At 72.3% G+C, this 18,555-nt stretch carries 15 protein-coding genes and 1 pseudogene; 9 read left to right on the top strand and 7 right to left on the bottom strand.

Going from position 1 to position 18,555, the window contains the following annotated elements; genetic code table 11:
• The first annotated feature begins 8 nt into the window (after positions 1 to 8).
• On the top strand, positions 9 to 1,013 hold the full coding sequence (gene hpnH, locus ACTRO_RS34960; protein ID WP_034270144.1) for an adenosyl-hopene transferase HpnH: 1,005 nt from the start codon (positions 9 to 11) through the stop codon (positions 1,011 to 1,013).
• 123 nt (positions 1,014 to 1,136) lie between these two features.
• The gene (locus tag ACTRO_RS44355; RefSeq protein WP_051451843.1) at positions 1,137 to 2,177 is read left to right on the top strand and encodes a trypsin-like serine peptidase; all 1,041 of its coding nucleotides are present in this window, start codon (positions 1,137 to 1,139) and stop codon (positions 2,175 to 2,177) included.
• 11 nt (positions 2,178 to 2,188) lie between these two features.
• Here ACTRO_RS44355 and ACTRO_RS34950 read toward each other — a convergent pair whose 3' ends face one another.
• Entirely contained in the window at positions 2,189 to 3,427 is a 1,239-nt protein-coding gene (locus ACTRO_RS34950) for a beta-ketoacyl-[acyl-carrier-protein] synthase family protein (protein WP_034270141.1), read from the bottom strand.
• A 70-nt stretch (positions 3,428 to 3,497) separates the two neighbouring features.
• Between ACTRO_RS34950 and ACTRO_RS34945 the strand changes: the two genes are divergently transcribed.
• From ACTRO_RS34945 to ACTRO_RS34935, 3 genes are all read left to right on the top strand, one after another.
• Positions 3,498 to 4,100, top strand: a complete 603-nt coding sequence (locus ACTRO_RS34945) for a TetR/AcrR family transcriptional regulator C-terminal domain-containing protein (protein WP_034270138.1) — start codon at positions 3,498 to 3,500, stop codon at positions 4,098 to 4,100.
• Between the two features lie 326 nt (positions 4,101 to 4,426).
• Positions 4,427 to 6,556: an ATP-binding SpoIIE family protein phosphatase gene (locus ACTRO_RS34940; protein WP_051451842.1), complete on the top strand. Its 2,130-nt coding sequence runs from the start codon at positions 4,427 to 4,429 to the stop codon at positions 6,554 to 6,556.
• A gap of 55 nt (positions 6,557 to 6,611) precedes the next feature.
• Positions 6,612 to 7,004, top strand: coding sequence for a VOC family protein (locus ACTRO_RS34935; RefSeq protein ID WP_034270134.1), 393 nt, complete (start codon positions 6,612 to 6,614; stop codon positions 7,002 to 7,004).
• Between the two features lie 75 nt (positions 7,005 to 7,079).
• On the opposite strand, the pseudogene ACTRO_RS34930 reads toward ACTRO_RS34935, so the two are convergent.
• A pseudogene (locus ACTRO_RS34930) lies at positions 7,080 to 7,811 on the bottom strand (class I SAM-dependent methyltransferase); the annotation flags it as partial.
• A gap of 122 nt (positions 7,812 to 7,933) precedes the next feature.
• Here ACTRO_RS34930 and ACTRO_RS34925 point away from each other — a divergent pair.
• Complete coding sequence (locus ACTRO_RS34925; protein WP_034270131.1) at positions 7,934 to 8,557, top strand: histidine phosphatase family protein; 624 nt, start codon at positions 7,934 to 7,936, stop codon at positions 8,555 to 8,557.
• Positions 8,558 to 8,681: 124 nt separating this feature from the next.
• Here the strand turns inward: ACTRO_RS34925 and ACTRO_RS34920 are convergent, their stop codons facing one another.
• Both ACTRO_RS34920 and ACTRO_RS34915 read right to left on the bottom strand, forming a co-directional pair.
• Entirely contained in the window at positions 8,682 to 9,716 is a 1,035-nt protein-coding gene (locus ACTRO_RS34920; RefSeq protein ID WP_034270129.1) for a hypothetical protein, read from the bottom strand.
• Between the two features lie 268 nt (positions 9,717 to 9,984).
• Complete coding sequence (locus ACTRO_RS34915; protein WP_034270126.1) at positions 9,985 to 10,242, bottom strand: hypothetical protein; 258 nt, start codon at positions 10,240 to 10,242, stop codon at positions 9,985 to 9,987.
• A 172-nt stretch (positions 10,243 to 10,414) separates the two neighbouring features.
• On the opposite strand from ACTRO_RS34915, the gene ACTRO_RS44350 reads away from it, so the two are divergent.
• Positions 10,415 to 11,692, top strand: a complete 1,278-nt coding sequence (locus ACTRO_RS44350; protein ID WP_483758855.1) for an NsdA family TPR-like regulatory protein — start codon at positions 10,415 to 10,417, stop codon at positions 11,690 to 11,692.
• Positions 11,693 to 11,808: 116 nt separating this feature from the next.
• Here ACTRO_RS44350 and ACTRO_RS34905 read toward each other — a convergent pair whose 3' ends face one another.
• Positions 11,809 to 13,284, bottom strand: coding sequence for an aminopeptidase P family protein (locus ACTRO_RS34905; RefSeq protein WP_245594585.1), 1,476 nt, complete (start codon positions 13,282 to 13,284; stop codon positions 11,809 to 11,811).
• A 246-nt stretch (positions 13,285 to 13,530) separates the two neighbouring features.
• Positions 13,531 to 15,027: a carbohydrate binding domain-containing protein gene (locus ACTRO_RS34900; protein WP_034278099.1), complete on the bottom strand. Its 1,497-nt coding sequence runs from the start codon at positions 15,025 to 15,027 to the stop codon at positions 13,531 to 13,533.
• 309 nt (positions 15,028 to 15,336) lie between these two features.
• On the opposite strand from ACTRO_RS34900, the gene ACTRO_RS34895 reads away from it, so the two are divergent.
• On the top strand, positions 15,337 to 16,176 hold the full coding sequence (locus tag ACTRO_RS34895) for a MerR family transcriptional regulator (protein ID WP_051451839.1): 840 nt from the start codon (positions 15,337 to 15,339) through the stop codon (positions 16,174 to 16,176).
• Here ACTRO_RS34895 and yczE read toward each other — a convergent pair.
• Positions 16,169 to 16,882 (bottom strand): membrane protein YczE, encoded by a 714-nt coding sequence (gene yczE / locus ACTRO_RS34890; RefSeq protein WP_051452583.1) that lies wholly within the window; start codon positions 16,880 to 16,882, stop codon positions 16,169 to 16,171. The two genes, ACTRO_RS34895 and yczE, sit on opposite strands and share 8 nt — an antisense overlap.
• 119 nt (positions 16,883 to 17,001) lie before the next feature.
• Here yczE and yczR point away from each other — a divergent pair, with 119 nt between their 5' ends.
• Entirely contained in the window at positions 17,002 to 18,504 is a 1,503-nt protein-coding gene (gene yczR, locus ACTRO_RS34885; protein WP_051451838.1) for a MocR-like transcription factor YczR, read from the top strand.
• The last annotated feature ends 51 nt before the right edge of the window (positions 18,505 to 18,555 follow it).

The raw sequence follows: 18,555 nt of genomic DNA, 5'->3' as shown, positions 1-18,555 counted from the left end.
AGGGGATCATGGGCATTCCACTGCGCCAGTCCGTGAAGATTGGCAGCTATCTGTTCAAGAACAAGATCAAGGGGGTCAAGAAGTTCCCGCTCATCGTCGAGCTGGAACCGCTGTTCGCCTGCAACCTGGCCTGCGCCGGCTGCGGGAAGATCCAGCACCCGGCCTCGATCCTCAAGCAGCGCATGCCGGTGGAGCAGGCTGTGGCCGCGGTCGAGGAGTGCGGCGCCCCGATGGTCTCCCTCGCCGGCGGCGAGCCGCTGATGCACCCCCAGATCGACGAGATCGTCCGGCAGCTGATCGCCCGGAAGAAGTTCGTCTACCTGTGCACCAACGCCCTGCTGATCAAGAAGCACATCCACAAGTTCAAGCCGTCGCCGTACTTCGCCTGGGTCGTGCACATCGACGGCCTGAAGGAGCGCCACGACGAGTCGGTGTGCAAGGACGGCGGGTTCGAGGAGGCCGTCGAGGGCATCAGGATCGCGCGCGAGGCCGGGTTCACCGTCAACACGAACACGACCTTCTTCAACACCGACACGCCGCAGTCGGTGATCGACGTGCTCGACTACCTCAACGACGAGCTGAAGGTCGATCAGCTGCAGATCTCCCCCGCCTACGCCTACGAGAAGGCTCCGGACCAGGAGCACTTCCTCGGCGTGGAGCAGACCAGGGAGCTGTTCCGCAAGGCCTTCGACAACGGCAACCGGAAGAAGTGGCGGTTCAACCACTCGGCGCTCTTCCTCGACTTCCTCGAGGGCAAGCGGGACTTCGAGTGCACCCCGTGGGGCATCCCGTCCTACTCGCTGCTCGGCTGGCAGAAGCCCTGCTACCTGCTCAACGACGGGTACGCGAAGACCTACAAGGAGCTGATCGAGACCACCGAGTGGGAGAAGTTCGGCCGCGGCAAGGACCCGCGCTGCGCCAACTGCATGGCGCACTGCGGCTACGAGCCCTCCGCCGTGCTCGCCACCGTAGGATCGCTCAAGGAGTCCCTGCGCGCCGCGCGCGGGTTCTGAGTTATTCAGGTGTCGGCCTGGCGTCGGCGCCCGGCAGCAGGGATCATGGCTTCCCGTGCCCCCCGCTGCCGGGCGCCGGCCCGCGGCTGATCACTCCTCGAGATGGCGGGAACCTGAGCTGACATGGCCCGAGCTGCGCGCGAGGGCGCCCGCAGGCGCTCCCTCGGACTCGCCGCGACCGGAGCGGCGGTCCTCGTGGTCGCGGCTGTGCTGCTGTGGCCGATCTCCGGCGGGCACGACGGCGCCTACGCGCAGTCCACCGGCGGAGCGGTGATCCCGATCCCCTCGGCCGCCGCCGACGCCGCCGCGTCGTACTGGAACGCCCGGCTCGGCCCGGTCGGCCGGACCCCGCCGGTCGGCTCCGGCACCGCGGGCGACGGCCCGGCCGGCTCCGCGGCGCTGCCGAGCCCCGGCATGGGCGGGGTGGTCGAGCAGGGGATCATGGCCGGCGGCTCCCCCATGGCCGTCTCCGCTCCGCTGGCCAGCTCGCCGTTCGGCGGCGTGCCCCAGGTCGGCGCGCTCTTCAGCGCGACCGACGGCTCCGTGCAGGGCCAGGGCCACTACTGCACCGCCTCGGTGGTCAACAGCCCGCAGGGCGACGTGCTGCTGACCGCCGCGCACTGCGTCTACGACACCAACGGCGCCTACACCGATCTCGCGTTCGTGCCCGGATACCACGACGGTCAGGACCCGTACGGGGTCTGGACGCCCGCCGACGTGGTGGTGCCGCCGCAGTGGGCCGCGGACGAGGACCCGGACTACGACATCGCGTTCCTGGTCGTGCACGAAGCCGGCTCCTCCGCCCGGATCCAGGACGTGGTCGGCGGGGACGACATCCAGATCGCCCCGGCCTACTCCGGGCTGACCCAGGTCATCGGCTATCCGCAGGACACGGAGAAGCCGATCACCTGCACCAACATGACGACCCAGGTCAACGACCCGTCGCTGACGACCGCTCAGCTCCAGTTCGACTGCAAGAACTACCCCGGCGGCACCAGCGGCGGCCCGTTCCTGCGCGACGTGGACGCGAACACGGGCCTGGGCACGGTGGTCGGGGTGATCGGCGGCTACGAAGCGGGCGGGGACACTCCGGACGTCACCTACGCCTCGTACTTCAGCCCGTGGGTGGGCTCGCTGCTGGCTCAGGCCGAGTCAAAGGGCTGAGCCCGCGCTCGTCATCCGCGCCCGGTGAAGACCAGCGACACGTTCTGACCGCCGAAGCCGAACGAGTTCGAGAGCACGGCGCGCTGCGGCGTCTCGCGCCGTACGGCCACGACGTCGAGCTCGATGTCCGGATCGATCTGTGCGTCCGTCAGGTTGCGGGTGGGCGGGATGACGCCGTGCTCGAGGCTTAGGACCGCGATCAGCGCCTCGAGCGCGCCGGCCGCGCCGACCAGGTGGCCGAACGAGGCCTTCGGCGCGGTGACGGCGACGCCGGCGCCGAACACCTCGCGGATCGCGCCCGCCTCGGCCGCGTCCCCGACCGCCGTGCCGGTCGCGTGCGCGTTCACGTGGCTGACGTCGGCCGGAGCGATCCCGGCCTGGCCGAGCGCCTTGCGGATCGCGGAGATCTGCCCGCGCCCGTCCGGTGCCGGAGCGGTGAAGTGGTAGGCGTCCGAGGCGATCCCGGCGCCCGCGAGCACGGCGTGCACGCGGGCCCCGCGTGCGGCCGCGTGCCGGGCGCTCTCGAGCACGACGACCGCCGCCCCCTCCCCCAGCACGAACCCGTCGCGGTCGGCCGCGAACGGCCGTGAGGCGCCGGCCGGGTCGCCCGCGTGGCGGGAGAGCGCGCCGGCCTGGGCGAAGGCCGCCATCGTCAGCGGGGTGACGGCGGCCTCCGTGCCGCCCGCGATGACCACGTCGGCCTCGCCCGACCGGATCAGCCGGGCGCCGAACGCGATCGCCTCGGCGCCGGAGGAACACGCCGACACCGGCGTGTAGGAGCCCGCGCGGGCGCCGTACTCGATGCTCACGAGGGCGGCCGGGCCGTTCGGCATCAGCATCGGCACGGCGCGCGGAGAGACCCGCCGGGCGCCGCCGTCCTCCAGCACGTCGTCCTGCTGCAGCAGAGTCCTGACGCCGCCGATGCCGGTGCCGATCGCCGCCGCCAGCCGGTCCGGGTCCGGCTCGGGCGACCCGGCGTCGGCCCAGGCCTCGGCCGCCGCGGCGAGCACCGCCTGCTGGGACCGGTCGAGGCGGCGGGCCTGGACCGGCGTCAGCCCGCCCGCCGGGTCGAGCGCCATCGCCGCGGCCAGGGTGACCGGCAGGTCGGCGCCCGCGAGCAGGCCCTTCGCCTCGTCCCGTACCCCGCAGTGCCCGGCCAGCAGCCCCGCCCAGGTCGAGGCGACGTCCCCGCCGAGCGGCGTGATCGCGCCGAGCCCGGTGACCACCACTGCGCTGTCGCTGCCCGCCATCAGACCCGCTCCCTCGTCTCTTGTACGGCATACAACTTCCTCGACTTGTTGTATCACATACAATTCGATCGTGGCCACCGATCCGAAGTCGCGCCCCCCGCTCGAGCCGGCCCGGGGACGCGGGCGTTCCACCCGGTACCGGATCATCGAGCAGACCGCGCGGCTGTGCGCCCGGGAGCCGGGCACCGAGCCGAGCGTGGCGCAGATCGCCGCCGCGGCGGGCGTGTTCCCCAACCAGGTCACGTACTACTTCGGCTCCAAGGACTCGCTGCTCGTGCACGCCGCGTTCCTCGGCCTGCTGCACGACGCCGAGGCGATCGAGTCCGTCGGCCTGCGCGCCGCCGACGCCGCCGCGTTCCGCACCGAGATCGCCCAGGCCGTCCTCGCGATGCCGTCGCTGCCGTCCGTCGCCCGCGCCCTCGCGACCGCGATCTCCCGCCCGGCGCTGGCCCCGGTCGTCGACAAGCACCTGCACCTGCTCTTCGGCCAGTCCGCGCGCTATCTCAGACGCCTGACACAGGAACGCGACTGGGGCCTCGGCCGCTCCCCCGAGACCGAGTCGCGCACCTTCTGGAGCGCCGCACTCGGCGCCGTACTGCTCACCCGGGCCGGCGTCGCCGGCACCACCGCGGAGCTCGACCTCGCCGGCACGCTGACGATCCGCGAGGGTTAGAACCGCCGCGCGGCGGCATACCCGGCGCTCACACCGGTTTCGGCGCCCCCGCGCGTATCCGGCGACTCCGCGCGTTCTCTCCCCTCCCGCGCGTGCTCACGCGCCGCCGAGCGGAAATTCACCACCTCGCACGCGGGGGCGAGCCTCCGTGCGCCCCCGGCCCCGCGCGTGCCCGGCCCGAGCCCCGGGTAGGGTCACGACAGGCTCCGGGCGGTGGCCCGCACGGCTGCGGCCACCTGGGAATTCGTCCGCCTCCCTTGATTCATGACCCTGACAGGACGGTATACTTCCGACCGCCCACCTGGACGAACGAGAGTGAGCTCGAAATGGGGGCAACACCCTGGAACAGGGCGTTCGGGGGTGAAGCCGCCCCGGCCGCCCCGCAGCGCCCGTGGCCGGCCACGCTGACGGTCGGGACGGACGGACGGATCACCAGCTGGAGCCGCGGGGCCCAGGCGCTGTTCGGGCTGTCCGCGGGCCGGGCCTGCGGCCGCCGTATGCGAACCCTGATGGTACGGCCGGAAGACCGCTCCGCCCTCGACGAACTGCTCGGCACGGTGCTCACCGGGCGCAGCTGGTCCGGCTCCCTCCCGCTGCTCGACGCCGACGGCCTGGTGCATCCGGTGGAGTGCGGCTGGCAGCCGATCCAGGACCGGCGCGGCCGGCCGGGCGCGCTGATCGTGGTCACCGACCGGGTGGGCCAGTCCGCGCCCGCCGCGAAGCCCGCTCCGCTCGGCACCGCCGAGGCGGCGCTGGCCGCGATCGGCCAGTTCCAGGAGCACGCCGCGTCGGTCGCGATGATGCGCCGGGTGCAGCTGCTGACCGAGGCCAACACCATGATCGGCACCACCCTCGACATGTCCCAGACCGCGCGGGAGCTGCTCGCGGTGGCCGTGCCGCGGTTCGCCGACACCGCGTCGGTGGCGCTGCTCGAGACCGTGGTGGACGAGTTCGAACTGCCGCTGGTGCGCCCCGACAACGAGGTGCGCGTGCGCCGGGTGGCCGCGCGGGCGCAGGATCCGGCGCTCGAGGCGCTGCTGCCGGTGGACCAGACCGTGGTGCACGGCCAGAACTCGGTGTTCGGCCAGGTCCTGCGCTCCGGCCGGCCGCGCACCCTGCCCGCCCTCGACCAGGCCGCGACGCTGAAGCTGTGGCCGAGCTCCGAGCCGTCCCCCGGGCCGCTGCTGCTGGGCCACTGCATGCTGGTGGTGCCGCTGGTCGCACGCGGCGCCGTACTGGGCATCGCGATGTTCACCCGCGGCCCGGACCGCCGTCCGTTCTCCGGCGGCGAGGCCGTGCTGGGCGAGGAGTTCGCCGCGCGGGCGGCGCTCTGCGTGGACAACGCGCGGCTCTACAGCCACGAGCGGCACACGGCGCTGATGCTGCAGCGAGCGCTCCTGCCGGCCGACTCCGGCGACCACACCGGCGTCGACGTGGCGCACCGCTACCTGCCCGCGAGCGACCTGACCGGCGTCGGCGGCGACTGGTACGACGTGATCGGCCTGCGCGGCGGGCGGGTCGCGATGGTGGTGGGCGACGTCATGGGCCACGGCGTGCGCGCGGCGGCCGTGATGGGCCAGCTGCGGACCGCCACCCGCACCCTGGTCGCCAGCCTGGACCTGCAGCCGGCCGAGGTGCTCCACCACCTCGACGAGCTGACCGAGCACCTCGGTGACGGCGAGATACTCTTCGCCACTTGCCTGGTGGCCGTGTTCGACCCGACCACCCGGATCTGCCGGATCGCCCGCGCGGGCCACATCCCGCCGCTGATGGTCCCGGCCCAGGGCGGCCCGCAGGTGATCGAGCTGCCCGCGGGCGTGCCCCTCGGCGTCGGCGGCCACACCTTCGAGAGCCTGGACATCGACCTCGAGGACGACAGCCTGCTGGTGCTGTGCACCGACGGTCTGGTGGAGAGCCGCGCCCCCGGCCGCGACATCGACGACGGCCTGGCCGACCTGGCCCGGGAGATCAAGGACCCGTCGCTGCCGCTGGAGGCGATCGCCGACACCGTCATCAGTGGTCTGCGAGGCGACCGGACCATGGACGACGCCGCGCTGGTGATCGCGCGCGTGCGCGGCGTCCCGTCCACCGCCACGGCGAACTGGGTCGTCGAACCCGAACTCCCCGCCGTGGCCCGGGCCCGGCACGCCGTGCGCAGCACCCTGAGCGACTGGGGCCTGGCCGAGCTGGAGGAGACGGCCGAGCTGCTGGCGAGCGAGCTGGTCACCAATGCCCTGCTGTACTCGAACGGCCCGATCAGCGTCCGGCTGATGCGTGACAGAACTCTGTTGTGCGAGGTCTATGACGCCTCGGACGAGGTCCCCCGGCTGCGCACCGCCGGCCACGACGACGACGGCGGCCGCGGCCTGCACCTGGTCAAGGAGCTCTCGCACCGCTGGGGCACCCGCCGCACCACCGGCGGCAAGAGCGTCTGGTTCGAGCTCGCGCTGCCCTGACCGTCAAGCGGCGTATGGTGGGCGCGAAGGATCGCCGATCGGGGAGGACCGAGCCATGCCCGCACCATTGAAGTTGTCTGCGATAACTCTCGACTGCGCCGACCCGCTGGCCCTGGCGGCGTTCTACCGCCAGGCCACCGGATTCGAGCCGCACCCCGGATCAGACGCCGACTTCGCCGGCCTGACCGCCGCCGACGGCCTCAGGATCGGATTCCAGCGCGTCGCCGGCTACCGCGCCCCGAACTGGCCCGAGCAGAGCGTCCCGCAGCAGCTGCACTTCGACTTCGACGTCGACGACCTCGACGCGGCCGAAGCCGAGCTGCTCAAACTCGGCGCCGGCAAGCCCGCCCAGCCCCGTCAGGGCGACCGGGACGGCTATCGGGTGCTCACCGACCCGGCAGGGCATCCTTTCTGCCTCGTGCGGCGCAAAAGCGGCGAGAGCGCCTGAGGCGGGGGTTGCGGTGGGGTGCCGTGAGATGAGGTGAGCGCACAGGTGCCGGGTGCGGCCGGCACCGTGCCCGCCTCACGCGATGAGCAGGCGCACGCCGAGCTCCGCCGCGTCGAGATCGACGAGGTCGCGATTGCGTTCGGCCCACCGCCCGGATGCGAGGTCAGCCCGAAGATCGCGCACAGCCCGCTGCTCCGCAGCCGCCCCGACCCTGGCCCAGATCGACATCCCACGCCGGACATCGCCGTCGAGGTACGCCTCGGGCCGACGCCAGTAGGCCTCGTAGAAGCCGTCGGCACAGTCCCAAGGGATCAGCACCGATTCCACCTTAGCCTCGATCGAGCCGGCCAACTCGGCCAGCGACGGCCGCCCGGCCACCAATCCGTTGCGCTCGGGCAGATAGTCGCGATCCAGCCAGAACAGATCGGTGTCACTGAAGTCCTTCGTGAACACCACCACGCGCCGAGCGACCCGCCGCATCTCGCGCAGCCCCGCGAAAGGGTCGCGCCAATGATCGATGGTGGCGAACGCCATCGCCGCATCAAAGGTCTGATCCGCGAACGGAAGCCGCTCCGCAACGGCCCCCACGCACCGAGCCGCACCCGCAGGCCGCTGCGCCCGCATGACCGCCGACGGCTCCACCGCGGTGACGTCACGGTCGCAGGGTTCGTACGAGCCGGTGCCCGCCCCGACATTCAGCACGGTCCGCGCGTCACCGAGCGCGTCCCACACCCGCCGAGCGATCCGCGGCTCAGTGCGCCGCGTCGCGGTGTAGGCGGAGCCGATCGTGTCGTACAGCTGCGCGGATGACAAAGCGGCCTCCGTCTTGGGGGGTGACAGGTCTCTGGCACGCTTGAGAGCATATATCGGACTGATACATCGAGACGATATGGTGTGCCCACGGCACGCGCAACGAGGGGGTCTTGGGCATGACGGGAACGGCCACCCGCTACCTGTATCTGGTGCGCCACGGCGAGGCGACGACCGATGAGAGCGGACTATCCGAAAACGGCCGCCGACAAGCCGATCTGCTCGGCCGCCGGCTGGCGACCCGACCCATCTCGGTCATGCATCACGGACCGCTGCCCCGCGCCGCGGAGACCGCACGGTTGATCGGAGAGCACCTGGACGGCGTCGCCGTCGCCGCATCGGACATCGCCGGCGACTACGTCCCCTACTTCCCCCACCGCGACGAACTGCCCCCCGACAGCGCCGACAACATCCTGCGGTTCCTCGCCCAGTTCGCGGACGAGGACCGGGAACACGGCCCGGTACTTGCCCACGAGGCCCTGGCGCAGTTCACCGGACCAGTGCCCGGCGACCAGGAACGCCACGAACTGATCGTCACCCACAACTTCCTGATCGCATGGCTGGTCCGGCACGCCACCGACGCCCCGGAGTGGCGCTGGCTCGGCCTCAACCACGCCAACGCCGCCCTGACCGTCATCCGCTACGCGCCAGGACGGCTGTCCTCGATCCTGGTCTACAACGACATGCAGCACTTGCCCACCGAGCTGCGCTGGACCGGCTTCCCGCCCGAACTGCGACTGTGAGCCATGTCGCGTCAGAGGGAGCTATTGTCAATACCTGTGGACGGTAGAGCTGGGCTGGTGTCTCTGCAGTCGGATCCGGGCGTCGGCGCGGTGGCTTGGACTTCGCGGCTCGCGCCGTGGCGTCTCACAGCAGGAGCAACCCCATGAGGGAGTGCCTCGCGGAGCCTTCCCGAGTCCACAGTTCGGCATCAGAGGCAGGATGCGCCGCGAGGACCGCCTGACGCAGCGCGCCAGTATCGACGTCCACCCAACTCTCGGAGACAGTGATGGTCAATCCGTCACGCTCCAGCACATACCCGGTGCTCTGTCCGAGCTGACCGCCGCGGAACCACAAGTCAGGGGCGACCTGCGCGCACGATAGCGAGTCGGCCTCGTCACCGTCACCGTCTGCATCGAGTATCGGTCCGCAAGGGTCGGTTCTCCCAACCCTCACCGTCTCGACCGCAGACCAGCTGCGCAGCCCGTTTTGCACGGTATCGAACTGGGCGATGAGCATATCGCCCTCGAACGTGTACGGCTCTTGCACCAATCCCGGCAGGACCACCACCTGTGCCTGTGCACGCTCCGACACCCCGCTGCCGCTCAGCCACTGCTGCGCGGCAACGCCGGTCTGCAACGCCTTGACAGGCAAGGCGAGCGATACTCCCGCCACCAAGACCGTGCCGAGAACCAGCAGCCTGCCATGCGAGCGCGGACCAGCCAGAGAAGTCAGCAGAACGGCGGGCAAGCAGTAATACAGGCAACTGAGCAGCCCAGCTCGGAAGGGGAGCGCATCGGAGAGCGCCCACATCACGGCCGCATCCACCAGGACCATTCCGGCCACAGCCGCGACCGGGTTCAGAAGTCGCAGTCGGCGTGATAGCCCAACAGTTGCCCTTATACCGCTGACCTCGCGGCGCAGCAACGGAACCGCCAGCAGACAACCCAGACTGATCCCCAGGCACAATCCGAGGGCCATCACTGCGGCCGCCACAACCGATCCGATCACCCCGCCGAGCAAGAGCGAATCAGCGGACATGCCGAATCTGAGCGCCCCGATCGGGAGAAGCGCAGCGAAGGTCAGGCCCAGGGCCAGCCGCGACACCCTCGTCCACTCGGCCAAGCTCGCTCGCCGCTCGTCCGCGATCAAGTCCACGACGTCGTCGCGGTACTCAGACATTCCATCCTCCGCGCGATGCCCATGCAGGTGCATTCATCCTTCTAGACCTGGCATCATGCTGGGCGGTTGCAACGCCTTCGGCCGGCTGCGCGGTCTTCGGAAGGAACATCCCCGGACATGAAAAGAGCCGACCGGGGCGGTCGGCGGTCTGGCGTTTTCTGCCGGGTGGGGCTTGGGGTTGAGCGCGGGGTGGGGAGAACAGCGGTTCGATACTCGGCGTTCCCTCCGGCCGCTCGGGTGCGGGTGCCGGGCGCCGCATGCGGCGGGGTCAGAAGAGCAGGGCGAGCAGGCGCTCGACGACGTTCGGGCGGAGGCGGCCGAGGGTGAGGAAGGGCTCGTCGGAGGCGGTGGTGTCGCCGCGGAGGTGGGGGAAGTCGCGGTCGACTTCGAACCCTGCCGCGGACAGGCCGGTGCGGAGGCGGGCGGCGAGGTCGTGGGCGAGCCGGGCCGACGGGGTGGCGGTGCCGTAGGGGGCGGGCCGGGGTGTCAGGGTGCGTACCGGTTCAGCGTTCGGGTTCTGCGTCATCCTGAATCCTTGCTCACGGGGCCCGCGGCGCGGACCGACGTGACTATCAGAGCAAAAACCGGGCGGCGTGGCGAGATGTAGTTCAGGCGTCGTACGCAGCGAAGATAGTAATCCTTTGGGATGAATAGCGCGGGCGTCGGCGCGATTCCGGTCTTAGCTTTCCTCCGTGACCATGCAACCTGAACTGCGCACGCCGAACCTGGCGCTGCGCCGCACGCGGCAGGCGATGCGGCTGAGCCAGACCGAATTCGCCGCGGCGGTGCGCTCGGCCGGGCTCGCGCTCGGCACGCCGAATCAGTGCACGAAGCGGCTCGTGCAGAAGTGGGAGACCGGCGAGCACGTCAGCTGCCGCGCCGACTATCTCCGGGTCCTGCAGGCGGTGACCGGGCTCTCCGTGCACGAGCTCGGCTTTCGGCAGACCGGACCGGAGTCGCGCGCGGATGTGGCCGGACCGGCCGCCTTTCCGACGACCGGGGACGCGGTGGGGCGGCTGCGGCACGCGCTCGAGCACCCCTCCAGCGTCGACTCGCGCACCGCGGATCTGGTGGAGAGCGCCACCTCGCGCTTGTTCGACCTCGAACACCACAGCCCGGCCAGGCTGCTCGCCCCGACCGTGGACCGACATCTGGCCACCATCACCGCCCTGCTCACGGCCGCACGGCACGAGTCGGTCCGGCGCCGGCTCACCGTGCAGGCTGGGCGCTGCGCCGCGCTGGCGGGCTGGGTGGCGCTGGAACGCGGCGAAACGGCTGCCGCCAACCAGTTCTGGGATACCGCGATCAGCGCCTCGCAGAGCGCCGGCGAGGCTTCACTGCTGGCCGGCACGCTGACGCTGGTGTCGTATTCGGCGCATCGGCGCGAGGATCCGGCCACGGCGTGGCAGTTGGCTGATGCGGCCGCGTTCCACGCCGGCAACGACCGGCGGGCGGCTTCCTGGGCGCTGGCCCGGGCCGCGCTGTACGCGGCGGAGCTGGGCGAGCGGCCGGAGGCGCGGGAGGCGCTGGACAAGGCCATCGAGCTCGGCGGCGACCTGCCCAACCCGCGTCCCGGCGACGGTTCGCTGCCGTGGACCCGGTTCTTCGACCAGTCCCGGCTGCTCTCCGCCGCGGCGCACGCCACGGCGGTGCTCGGGGACGAGAGCGCCGCGACGCTGGCCACCGACGCCGTGGCGATCCTGGGCCCGGCCCGGGTCAAGGCGCGGGCCGTGGTGATGGCCGAGGCGACGCGGGTGGCCGCCTACACCCGCGACTTCGAGCGCTGTCTCGACTGGGGCGCCGCCGCGTGCGAGCTGACCGAGGCGCTGGACGCGGCGTTGGCCGCGCACACGCTGCAGAGCCTGATGCCGACGCTGATGCCGTTCGCGACGGTGCGGCAAGTCAGGGAGCTGCTTGCGCAGCTTCCCGGCCTGCTGAAAGCGAAACGCGAGGACTGTGGAGCAGTGGCGCGGTGAGGCGCCGCCCAGGCTCGCCGGCCGAGCCGCCGGAACGAGACGGCCGGAAAGGCCGGAGCCCTGCGACGCGCACGTCGCAGGGCTCTGGAAGCCGGCTCAGGCCTTACGGCCGTGGCTCAGGCGGCCAGGCGGGCCATCCACGCCTCGATCTCGTCGACGGCGCGCGGCAGGGCGGCCGAGAGGTTCTCCGCACCGTCGGCGGTGACCAGCAGGTCGTCCTCGATCCGCACGCCGATGCCGCGGTACTCGGCGGGCACGGTCAGGTCGTCGGCCTGGAAGTACAGGCCCGGCTCGACCGTGAGCACCATGCCGGGCACCAGTTCCGCGTCGACGTAGTCCTCGACCCGCGCGCTGGCGCAGTCGTGCACGTCCAGGCCGAGCATGTGGCCGGTGCCGGTGAGCGTGTAGCGGCGGTGCAGGCCGAGCTCGAAGACGCGGTCCGCCGGGCCTTCGAGCAGGCCCCACTCCACCAGCCGCTCGGCCAGCAGGCGCTGGGCGGCCAGGTGGAAGTCGCGGAACCGGCCGCCGGGGCGCACGGCGGCGATGCCGGCCTCCTGCGCGTCGTAGACGGCCTGGTAGATCTTGCGCTGCACCTCGTCGAAGCGACCGTTGATCGGCAGGGTGCGGGTGACGTCCGCGGTGTAGAGCGTGTCCGTCTCGACGCCCGCGTCCAGCAGCAGCAGCTCGCCCGGGCGCACCTGGCCGTCGTTGCGCACCCAGTGCATGGTGGTCGCGTGCGGGCCGGCCGCGCAGATCGAGCCGTAGCCGACGTCGTTGCCCTCGACCCGGGCGCGGCGGAAGAAGGTGCCCTCGATCCAGCGCTCGGAGGTGGCCACGGCCTGGGCGAGTTCGCGCACGACATCCTCGAAGCCCTTGGCCGTCGCGGTGCAGGCCGCGCGCATCTGCTCGATCTCCCACTCGTCCTTGACCAGGCGCAGGCCGTGCAGGAAGACCTGGAGCTCCTCGTCCCGGGCGGTGGCGCGCTCGCCCTGCCAGCCGGTGTCGAGCACCGCGAGCAGGCCGTCGAGCTCCGCGTCGTGGCCGCGCAGGATCCGGGTGGAGATCTCCGGGGCGGCCGCCACCGCCGCGGCCAGCACGTCGGCGGCGGTGCGCGAGTCGCGGGCCTGAAGGCCGAGCAGGGCGGCGGACTCGGTCAGCGAGTTGCGCCGGCCCGTCCACAGCTCGCCCTGGTAGTCCAGCCAGAACTCGCCGTTCTCCCGGCTCGAGCGCGGCAGCAGGTAGACCACGGCGTCGTGGCCGCCGTCCGCCTTGGGCTCGAGCACGAGCACGCCGTTCTCGGTCTGGTCGCCGGTGAGGTAGACGTAGTCGCAGGCCGCGCGGAACGGGTACTCCGTGTCGTTCGAGCGGGTCTTGAGCCGGCCGGACGGGATCACCAGGCGCTCGCCGGGGAACGCGGCGGACAGCGCCTTGCGCCGCTTGGCCGTGTACGGCGCCTGCGGGCCGGGCTCGAGCCCGCCGCGGTCGGTGTCGGCCCAGCCGGTGCGCATGCTCTGCGCGAGTTCGTCGCTGACGCCCGAGTTCAGGCCGTTCTTCCGGCCCTTCGGCTTCTTCGCCTCGTCTTGCTCGTTCACCGCTCGACCCGCCTCCAGATTCACCACCCGACCGCCCGGCGGGCCCGCCGGCTCGTGGCCGCGGGTGAGTGCCGCCCGGTGTCGGGGACCGTTACCGCGCTCAGCGTATCCGGTCGGGCGAGAGCCGACTACCAGGGTGGAGCGGAGACCGTGGCCCCGCCCCGACCGGGCCGCTCGGGCAGAGCGGGCCCGATGACACGGCCGGGGTGGGACGCGGGGCCACGGCGGTTTCGGTGGGCTCGAGGTTCAGCCGCTGTAGGAGTCGAAGATCTTCGTGAAGTCCAGCGCGTTCTGCGAGATCTCCGAGCAGGCCGGCAGGCCGTTGGCCGAGCCGGCGCAGGGCTGGTCGCGGTCCACGGACCAGAACGCGAGCCGGCCCAGGTGCGCCGAGTCGGCCCAGCTGACCAGGCTCTGCGCGTCCGCCTCGGAGAACACCTCGGCCGAGTTGTCGTTCTGGCCGATCATCGGGGTCACCCCGATGTTGGCGTAGGTGTCCGAAGGCCAGTCCGCCTTCGCCTGGGTCAGGGTGCTCTGCGCGGCCTGGATCGCCTCCTGGCCCATGTCGCCGGTGAACGAGGAGCCGTAGTCCATGGCCATGACGTTGATCAGGTCGATCCGCGCGCCGTCCTGTTCGGCCAGGGCGAGGAAGGCCACGCCGTCGGCCGCGAGGCCGGTCGGCAGCACCGGCAGGGTGACCGAGACCACCAGGCCGGGGTTGGCGGATTCGAGGCCTGCGATGGCCTGGAAGCGCAGGTTGTTGTCGGCGGTGTAGTCGAGCGGGGCGCCCTCGATGTCGAAGTCGATGTGGTTGACGCCGAGGTGGTTGATCACCGACTGGTAGGCCGCCTGCAGGCTGGACTCGGTGGTGCAGGCCATGGCCAGCTCGGTGCCGCCGGCTCCGCCGAAGGAGACGATGGGGGTGGCCCCGTCGGCCTTGGCGGTGGTGATGTCCGAGTCCATGGTCGGGTCGTTGGTCACCGGGAGGGTGTCGCCCCAGATCGGCGAGCAGCCGGAGCTGATCACGAACGCGGCGGTGTAGGTCTTCAGGCCGGCCTTGGCGGCGCTGTAGAGCATCGGCTCCTGGTTGTTGGACATGTCCACGTACGGCGCCACCTTGCCCACCGAGCCGCCGGTGGAGATGCCGGTGCCGGACGGGCTGGGCGACGCGCTCTTGGTCGGCGACGCGCCGGCCGACGGGGTGGACGACCGGCTGGCCGAGGCGGACGGGCTCGTGCCGCCGGTACCGCCGGTGCCGCCGGTGAGCGAGAGGTCGTCCGCGTAGTAGACGGGTTGGGCGTACCAGCCGTGGATGTGGATCGTCAACGAGGTCTGCGACGCGGAGGTGGTGACCGTCATCGAGAGCTGCTGCCAGCTGGTGGCGGACGGGGTCCAGGTGTCGGTGCCGCCGTTCACGCCCAGGTAGACGTAGGAGCCCTCGACGTAGCCGGAGAGCGTGTAGGTGGTGCTCGGCTGGACCGTGACGGTCTGGGTGCACTGCGCGTCGTCGGAGGAGGTGGGTGTGCCGGCGAGGGCGTGCGAGCCGGAGTGGGCCGGCGAGGAGACCACCGCGGCGGTGCCGGCGTCGCAGGTCCAGGAGGAGAGCGAGCCGGTCTCGAAGCCCGGGTTGCCCAGCAGGTTGGTGGCCGCGGCGGCGGCCGGGGCGGTGGACAGGTACAGCGCGGCGGGTACGACCAGGGCCGCCGACGCGGCGGCGATGCCGAGGCGGAGTCGTCTAGGACGCATGGACGGAAGCACTCCCTTGTGCGGGCCGGTGGGTTGCGTCTTCGTGTACTGAGGTGCGGTGGAAACCGTTGCCGTGACGTGGGTTCGGGCGAACGGCGGCGCGGTGCGGGGTGGTGCGCGGACCGTGTGGTCTAGTCCTCTGAGGTTGGTCTAGTCCAATTTCGCGCGGAAGACAAGCGTTTCGCTCACACCGCCCGGGTTCCGGGACCGGGGGCCGGCGCAGGCGCCACCGATTGCGCGAGCGGCGGCGGAGTGTTGACCTTGACCTTGGGACAGGTGCGACGACGGCGGCGGGCAGGAGGTGGGCTGATGAGCGAGGCGGCGGACGGGCTGGGCATCGGCGAGTTCTCCCGGCTCAGCCGGCTCTCGCCCAAGGCGCTGGAGCTCTACGAGCGGACGGGCCTGCTCGAGCCGGAGTGGGTGGACCCGGCCACCGGCCACCGCCGCTACGGCCGCGGGCAGGTCGAGCGCGCCCGGCTGGTGGCTTCGCTGCGGCAGGTGGGCATCCCGCTCGCGGACATCCGCCAGGCCCTGCGCCAGGGCGGGCGCCCGGGCGCCGAGCAGATCGCCGAGTTCTGGGCGGAGGCGGAGGCGGAGCACGCGGCCCGGCGTCGGCTGGTGAACAACCTGATCGACCGGCTGCAGGGCAAGGCGCCGGCCATGTCCACCGCGTACCGGGTGCGCGTGCGGGACCTGCCCGCGCGGATGGTGCTCTCGGTCACCCGGCACGTGACGAACGAGGAGCTCACCGGCGTCGGCAGGGCGTTCATCGCGGGCTTCCGGGACGCCGGGGTGAGCGTGCTGCCCGGGGTGGAGGGCGCCCCGTTCACCATCTACTACGGCGAGGTGAGCGAGGACAGCGACGGCCCGATCGAGTGGTGCTGGCCGGTCCCGGAGGCGCAGGCCGAGGAACTGGCCGAGCGGTTCCCCGCGCTCACCCTGCGCGCCGACCACGCGCACCTCGAGGCCTACGTGCACTACGGCCGGGCGTCGCAGCTGCACGTCTCCCGGATCGCGCTGGCGGTGGAGAGCATGCTGTCCTGGGCCCGGGACCGGGACAAGCACGTGACCGGCGGGCTGCGCCTGCTCTACCGCGCCGGGAGCGCGGGCGACGGGCCGGACCTGGACCTTTCGCTGCCGGTCAGGTGAGCGAGGCGGCGGGCACGGGGGCGGCGGGCTCCGGCGCGGGCACGGGGGCGGGCTGCGGCGCCGACTCCGACTCCGGCAGCTTGAGCTGGAGCCAGGGGATCGTCAGGTGCACCAGCGGGCCGATGATCAGCGCGTAGACGACCGTGCCGAGGCCGACGTCGCCGCCGAGGAGCCAGCCGACGGCCAGCACCGACAGCTCGATCCCGGTGCGCACCACCCGGATCGAGTGCCCGCGGGCGGCCAGCGCGGTGGTCAGCCCGTCCCGCGGGCCCGGGCCGAGGCCGGCGCCGATGTACAGGCCGGTGGCCACGGCGTTGAGCAGCGCGCCGGTCAGGAAGACGGCCCAGCGCAGCCAGAGCGCGTGCGGGGCGGGCATGGCGCCGAGCATCAGGTCGACCACACCGCCGATCACCACGACGTTGGCGACGGTGCCGATGCCCGGCCGTTGCCGCAGCGGGATCCACAGCAGCAGCACCGCGGCGCCGACGAGGATCAGCACCGTGCCGACGGGGATGCCGGTGCGGTCGGTCAGGCCGGTGTGGAAGACGTCCCAGGGGTCCACCCCGACCGCGGGCGCGAGCATGAGCGCCTCGCTCGCGCCGTAGAGCCCGAGCCCGAGGGTGAGCCGGGTCAGCCGCTGGGCCGGCCGCCGCCTCGGCCACAGTTCCGCCTTCGCCGGCCCGCCCTTGTCCGCCACCGCCGCCATCGCGCCCATCTCCCTCTCGGTCCGTGAGCCGGCCCCCTTGCGGGCTGTGGCCGGCCTCTGCCATCCTGACCGAAAGTGGACTGTTCGACGATAGCCAATCTCAGAGAGGTGGACTGGTCATGGAAGCCAATGCCCCGCTGACGGCGGCCACCTTGGCCCGCCTGCTCGGGCCGTGGCGGGTGGCGGGCGGCTCGGACGCCTCCCGGCATCCGGCCCGGGCCGCGCTGGCCGACCGGATCACCGCGCTGATCCTGGACGGCCGGCTGCCGGTCGGCGCCCGGCTGCCCGCGGAACGGCCGCTGAGCGAGGCGCTGGAGCTGAGCCGGACCACCGTGACCGCCGCCTACACCAGCCTGGTCGAGCGCGGCTACGCGAGCGCGCGCCGGGGCTCGGGCACCTACACCGCGCTGCCCGAGCGGCTGCTGGCCCGCCCGGCCGGCGGCTGGCAGGAGGGTCAGGGCGCTGATCTGGTCGACCTGACCTGCGCGGCCCCGCTGCCCCCGCTGGCCGCGCTGCGCGCCGCCACGGCCTGGGCGGCCGAGCGGCTGTCCGTGGTGACGCAGGAGTCTTATCTGCCCTACGGCCTGAGCGCCCTGCGCGAAGCGGTGGCGCAGCGCTACACGGAACGCGGCCTGCCCACCGATCCGAGCCAGATCCTGGTGACGGCCGGGGCCCAGGGCGCGATCAGCCTCGTCGGCAGACTCCTGATCAGGACCGGTGACAGGATCCTGGTTGAGGGGCCGACCTACCCGAACGCGATCGACTCGCTGACCGCGGCGCGGGCGCGGCTGACGCCGGTGCCGCTGGACCCGGCGACCGGCTGGGCGGACGGGGCGGCCGGCGGCGGCGCGGCCCGGATTCCGTTGGCCCAGGCGGCGACCCGGCTCTCACCGCGACTGGTGTATACGATCCCTCATTTCCACAACCCGACCGGCCTGGTGATGCCGCCGGAGCTGGCCGGCCCGCTGGCCCGGGCAGCCCGCAAAGCAGGAGCCTGGCTCCTGGCCGACGAGACGATCACCGACGCGGCGCTCGACGTCCCGGTGCCCGCGCCGTTCGCCGCCGCGGTCGGCCCCGCGGACGCGGAGCGGCTGCTGGTGTGCGGCTCGCTCGGCAAGAGCTTCTGGGGCGGGCTGCGCGTGGGCTGGGTCCGGGCACCCAGCCGCGTCGTGCACGAACTCGCGGCGGCGAGGGCGTCGCTCGACCTCGCCTCTCCGGTGATCGAGCAGCTGATCGCGGTCGCGGTGCTGCGCGAAGGCTTCGGCATCGAGGAAGAGCGGCGCGCCGAGTGGCGCGCCTCGCGTGAACTGCTGGAGGCGGCCCTGCGCGACGCGATGCCGGACTGGAGCTGGCACACGCCCGAGGGCGGGCTGAGCCTGTGGGTGCGGCTGGCCGGGGGCGAGGAGTCGACCAGTCTCGTCCACCGCGCGGCGACCCACGGCCTGCTGCTGCAGAGCGGCCCGCGCTTCGGCGCCGACCCGGGCACGTACGAGCGCTACCTGCGCCTGCCCTACACCGAGGCGCCGGAGAAGTTGCGCGAAGCCGTCCGCCGCCTCGCCGCCGCCCGCACCGCACTCGGGCCCGTGCACGCCGCGGAGAGGCGGCGGGACTTGGTGGCGTAGCGGTCTGAGCGGGCCTGAGTACGCGTCAGGCCGGCCCGCCGTCCACGTGGG

Source organism: Actinospica robiniae DSM 44927 (assembly GCF_000504285.1).
Lineage (GTDB): Bacteria > Actinomycetota > Actinomycetes > Streptomycetales > Catenulisporaceae > Actinospica > Actinospica robiniae.
This window is presented reverse-complemented; position numbering and strand designations above follow the sequence as displayed.

What these genes read in the sequence shown, in the direction of transcription:
- hpnH (WP_034270144.1), top strand. Translation starts at nt 9, where the DNA reads ATGGGCATTCCACTGCGCCAGTCCGTGAAGATTGGCAGCTATCTGTTC.
- ACTRO_RS44355 (WP_051451843.1), top strand. Translation starts at nt 1,137, where the DNA reads ATGGCCCGAGCTGCGCGCGAGGGCGCCCGCAGGCGCTCCCTCGGACTC.
- ACTRO_RS34950 (WP_034270141.1), bottom strand. Translation starts at nt 3,427, where the DNA reads ATGGCGGGCAGCGACAGCGCAGTGGTGGTCACCGGGCTCGGCGCGATC.
- ACTRO_RS34940 (WP_051451842.1), top strand. Translation starts at nt 4,427, where the DNA reads ATGGGGGCAACACCCTGGAACAGGGCGTTCGGGGGTGAAGCCGCCCCG.
- ACTRO_RS34935 (WP_034270134.1), top strand. Translation starts at nt 6,612, where the DNA reads ATGCCCGCACCATTGAAGTTGTCTGCGATAACTCTCGACTGCGCCGAC.
- ACTRO_RS34925 (WP_034270131.1), top strand. Translation starts at nt 7,934, where the DNA reads ATGACGGGAACGGCCACCCGCTACCTGTATCTGGTGCGCCACGGCGAG.
- ACTRO_RS34920 (WP_034270129.1), bottom strand. Translation starts at nt 9,716, where the DNA reads ATGTCTGAGTACCGCGACGACGTCGTGGACTTGATCGCGGACGAGCGG.
- ACTRO_RS34915 (WP_034270126.1), bottom strand. Translation starts at nt 10,242, where the DNA reads ATGACGCAGAACCCGAACGCTGAACCGGTACGCACCCTGACACCCCGG.
- ACTRO_RS44350 (WP_483758855.1), top strand. Translation starts at nt 10,415, where the DNA reads ATGCAACCTGAACTGCGCACGCCGAACCTGGCGCTGCGCCGCACGCGG.
- ACTRO_RS34900 (WP_034278099.1), bottom strand. Translation starts at nt 15,027, where the DNA reads ATGCGTCCTAGACGACTCCGCCTCGGCATCGCCGCCGCGTCGGCGGCC.
- ACTRO_RS34895 (WP_051451839.1), top strand. Translation starts at nt 15,337, where the DNA reads ATGAGCGAGGCGGCGGACGGGCTGGGCATCGGCGAGTTCTCCCGGCTC.
- yczE (WP_051452583.1), bottom strand. Translation starts at nt 16,882, where the DNA reads ATGGCGGCGGTGGCGGACAAGGGCGGGCCGGCGAAGGCGGAACTGTGG.
- yczR (WP_051451838.1), top strand. Translation starts at nt 17,002, where the DNA reads ATGGAAGCCAATGCCCCGCTGACGGCGGCCACCTTGGCCCGCCTGCTC.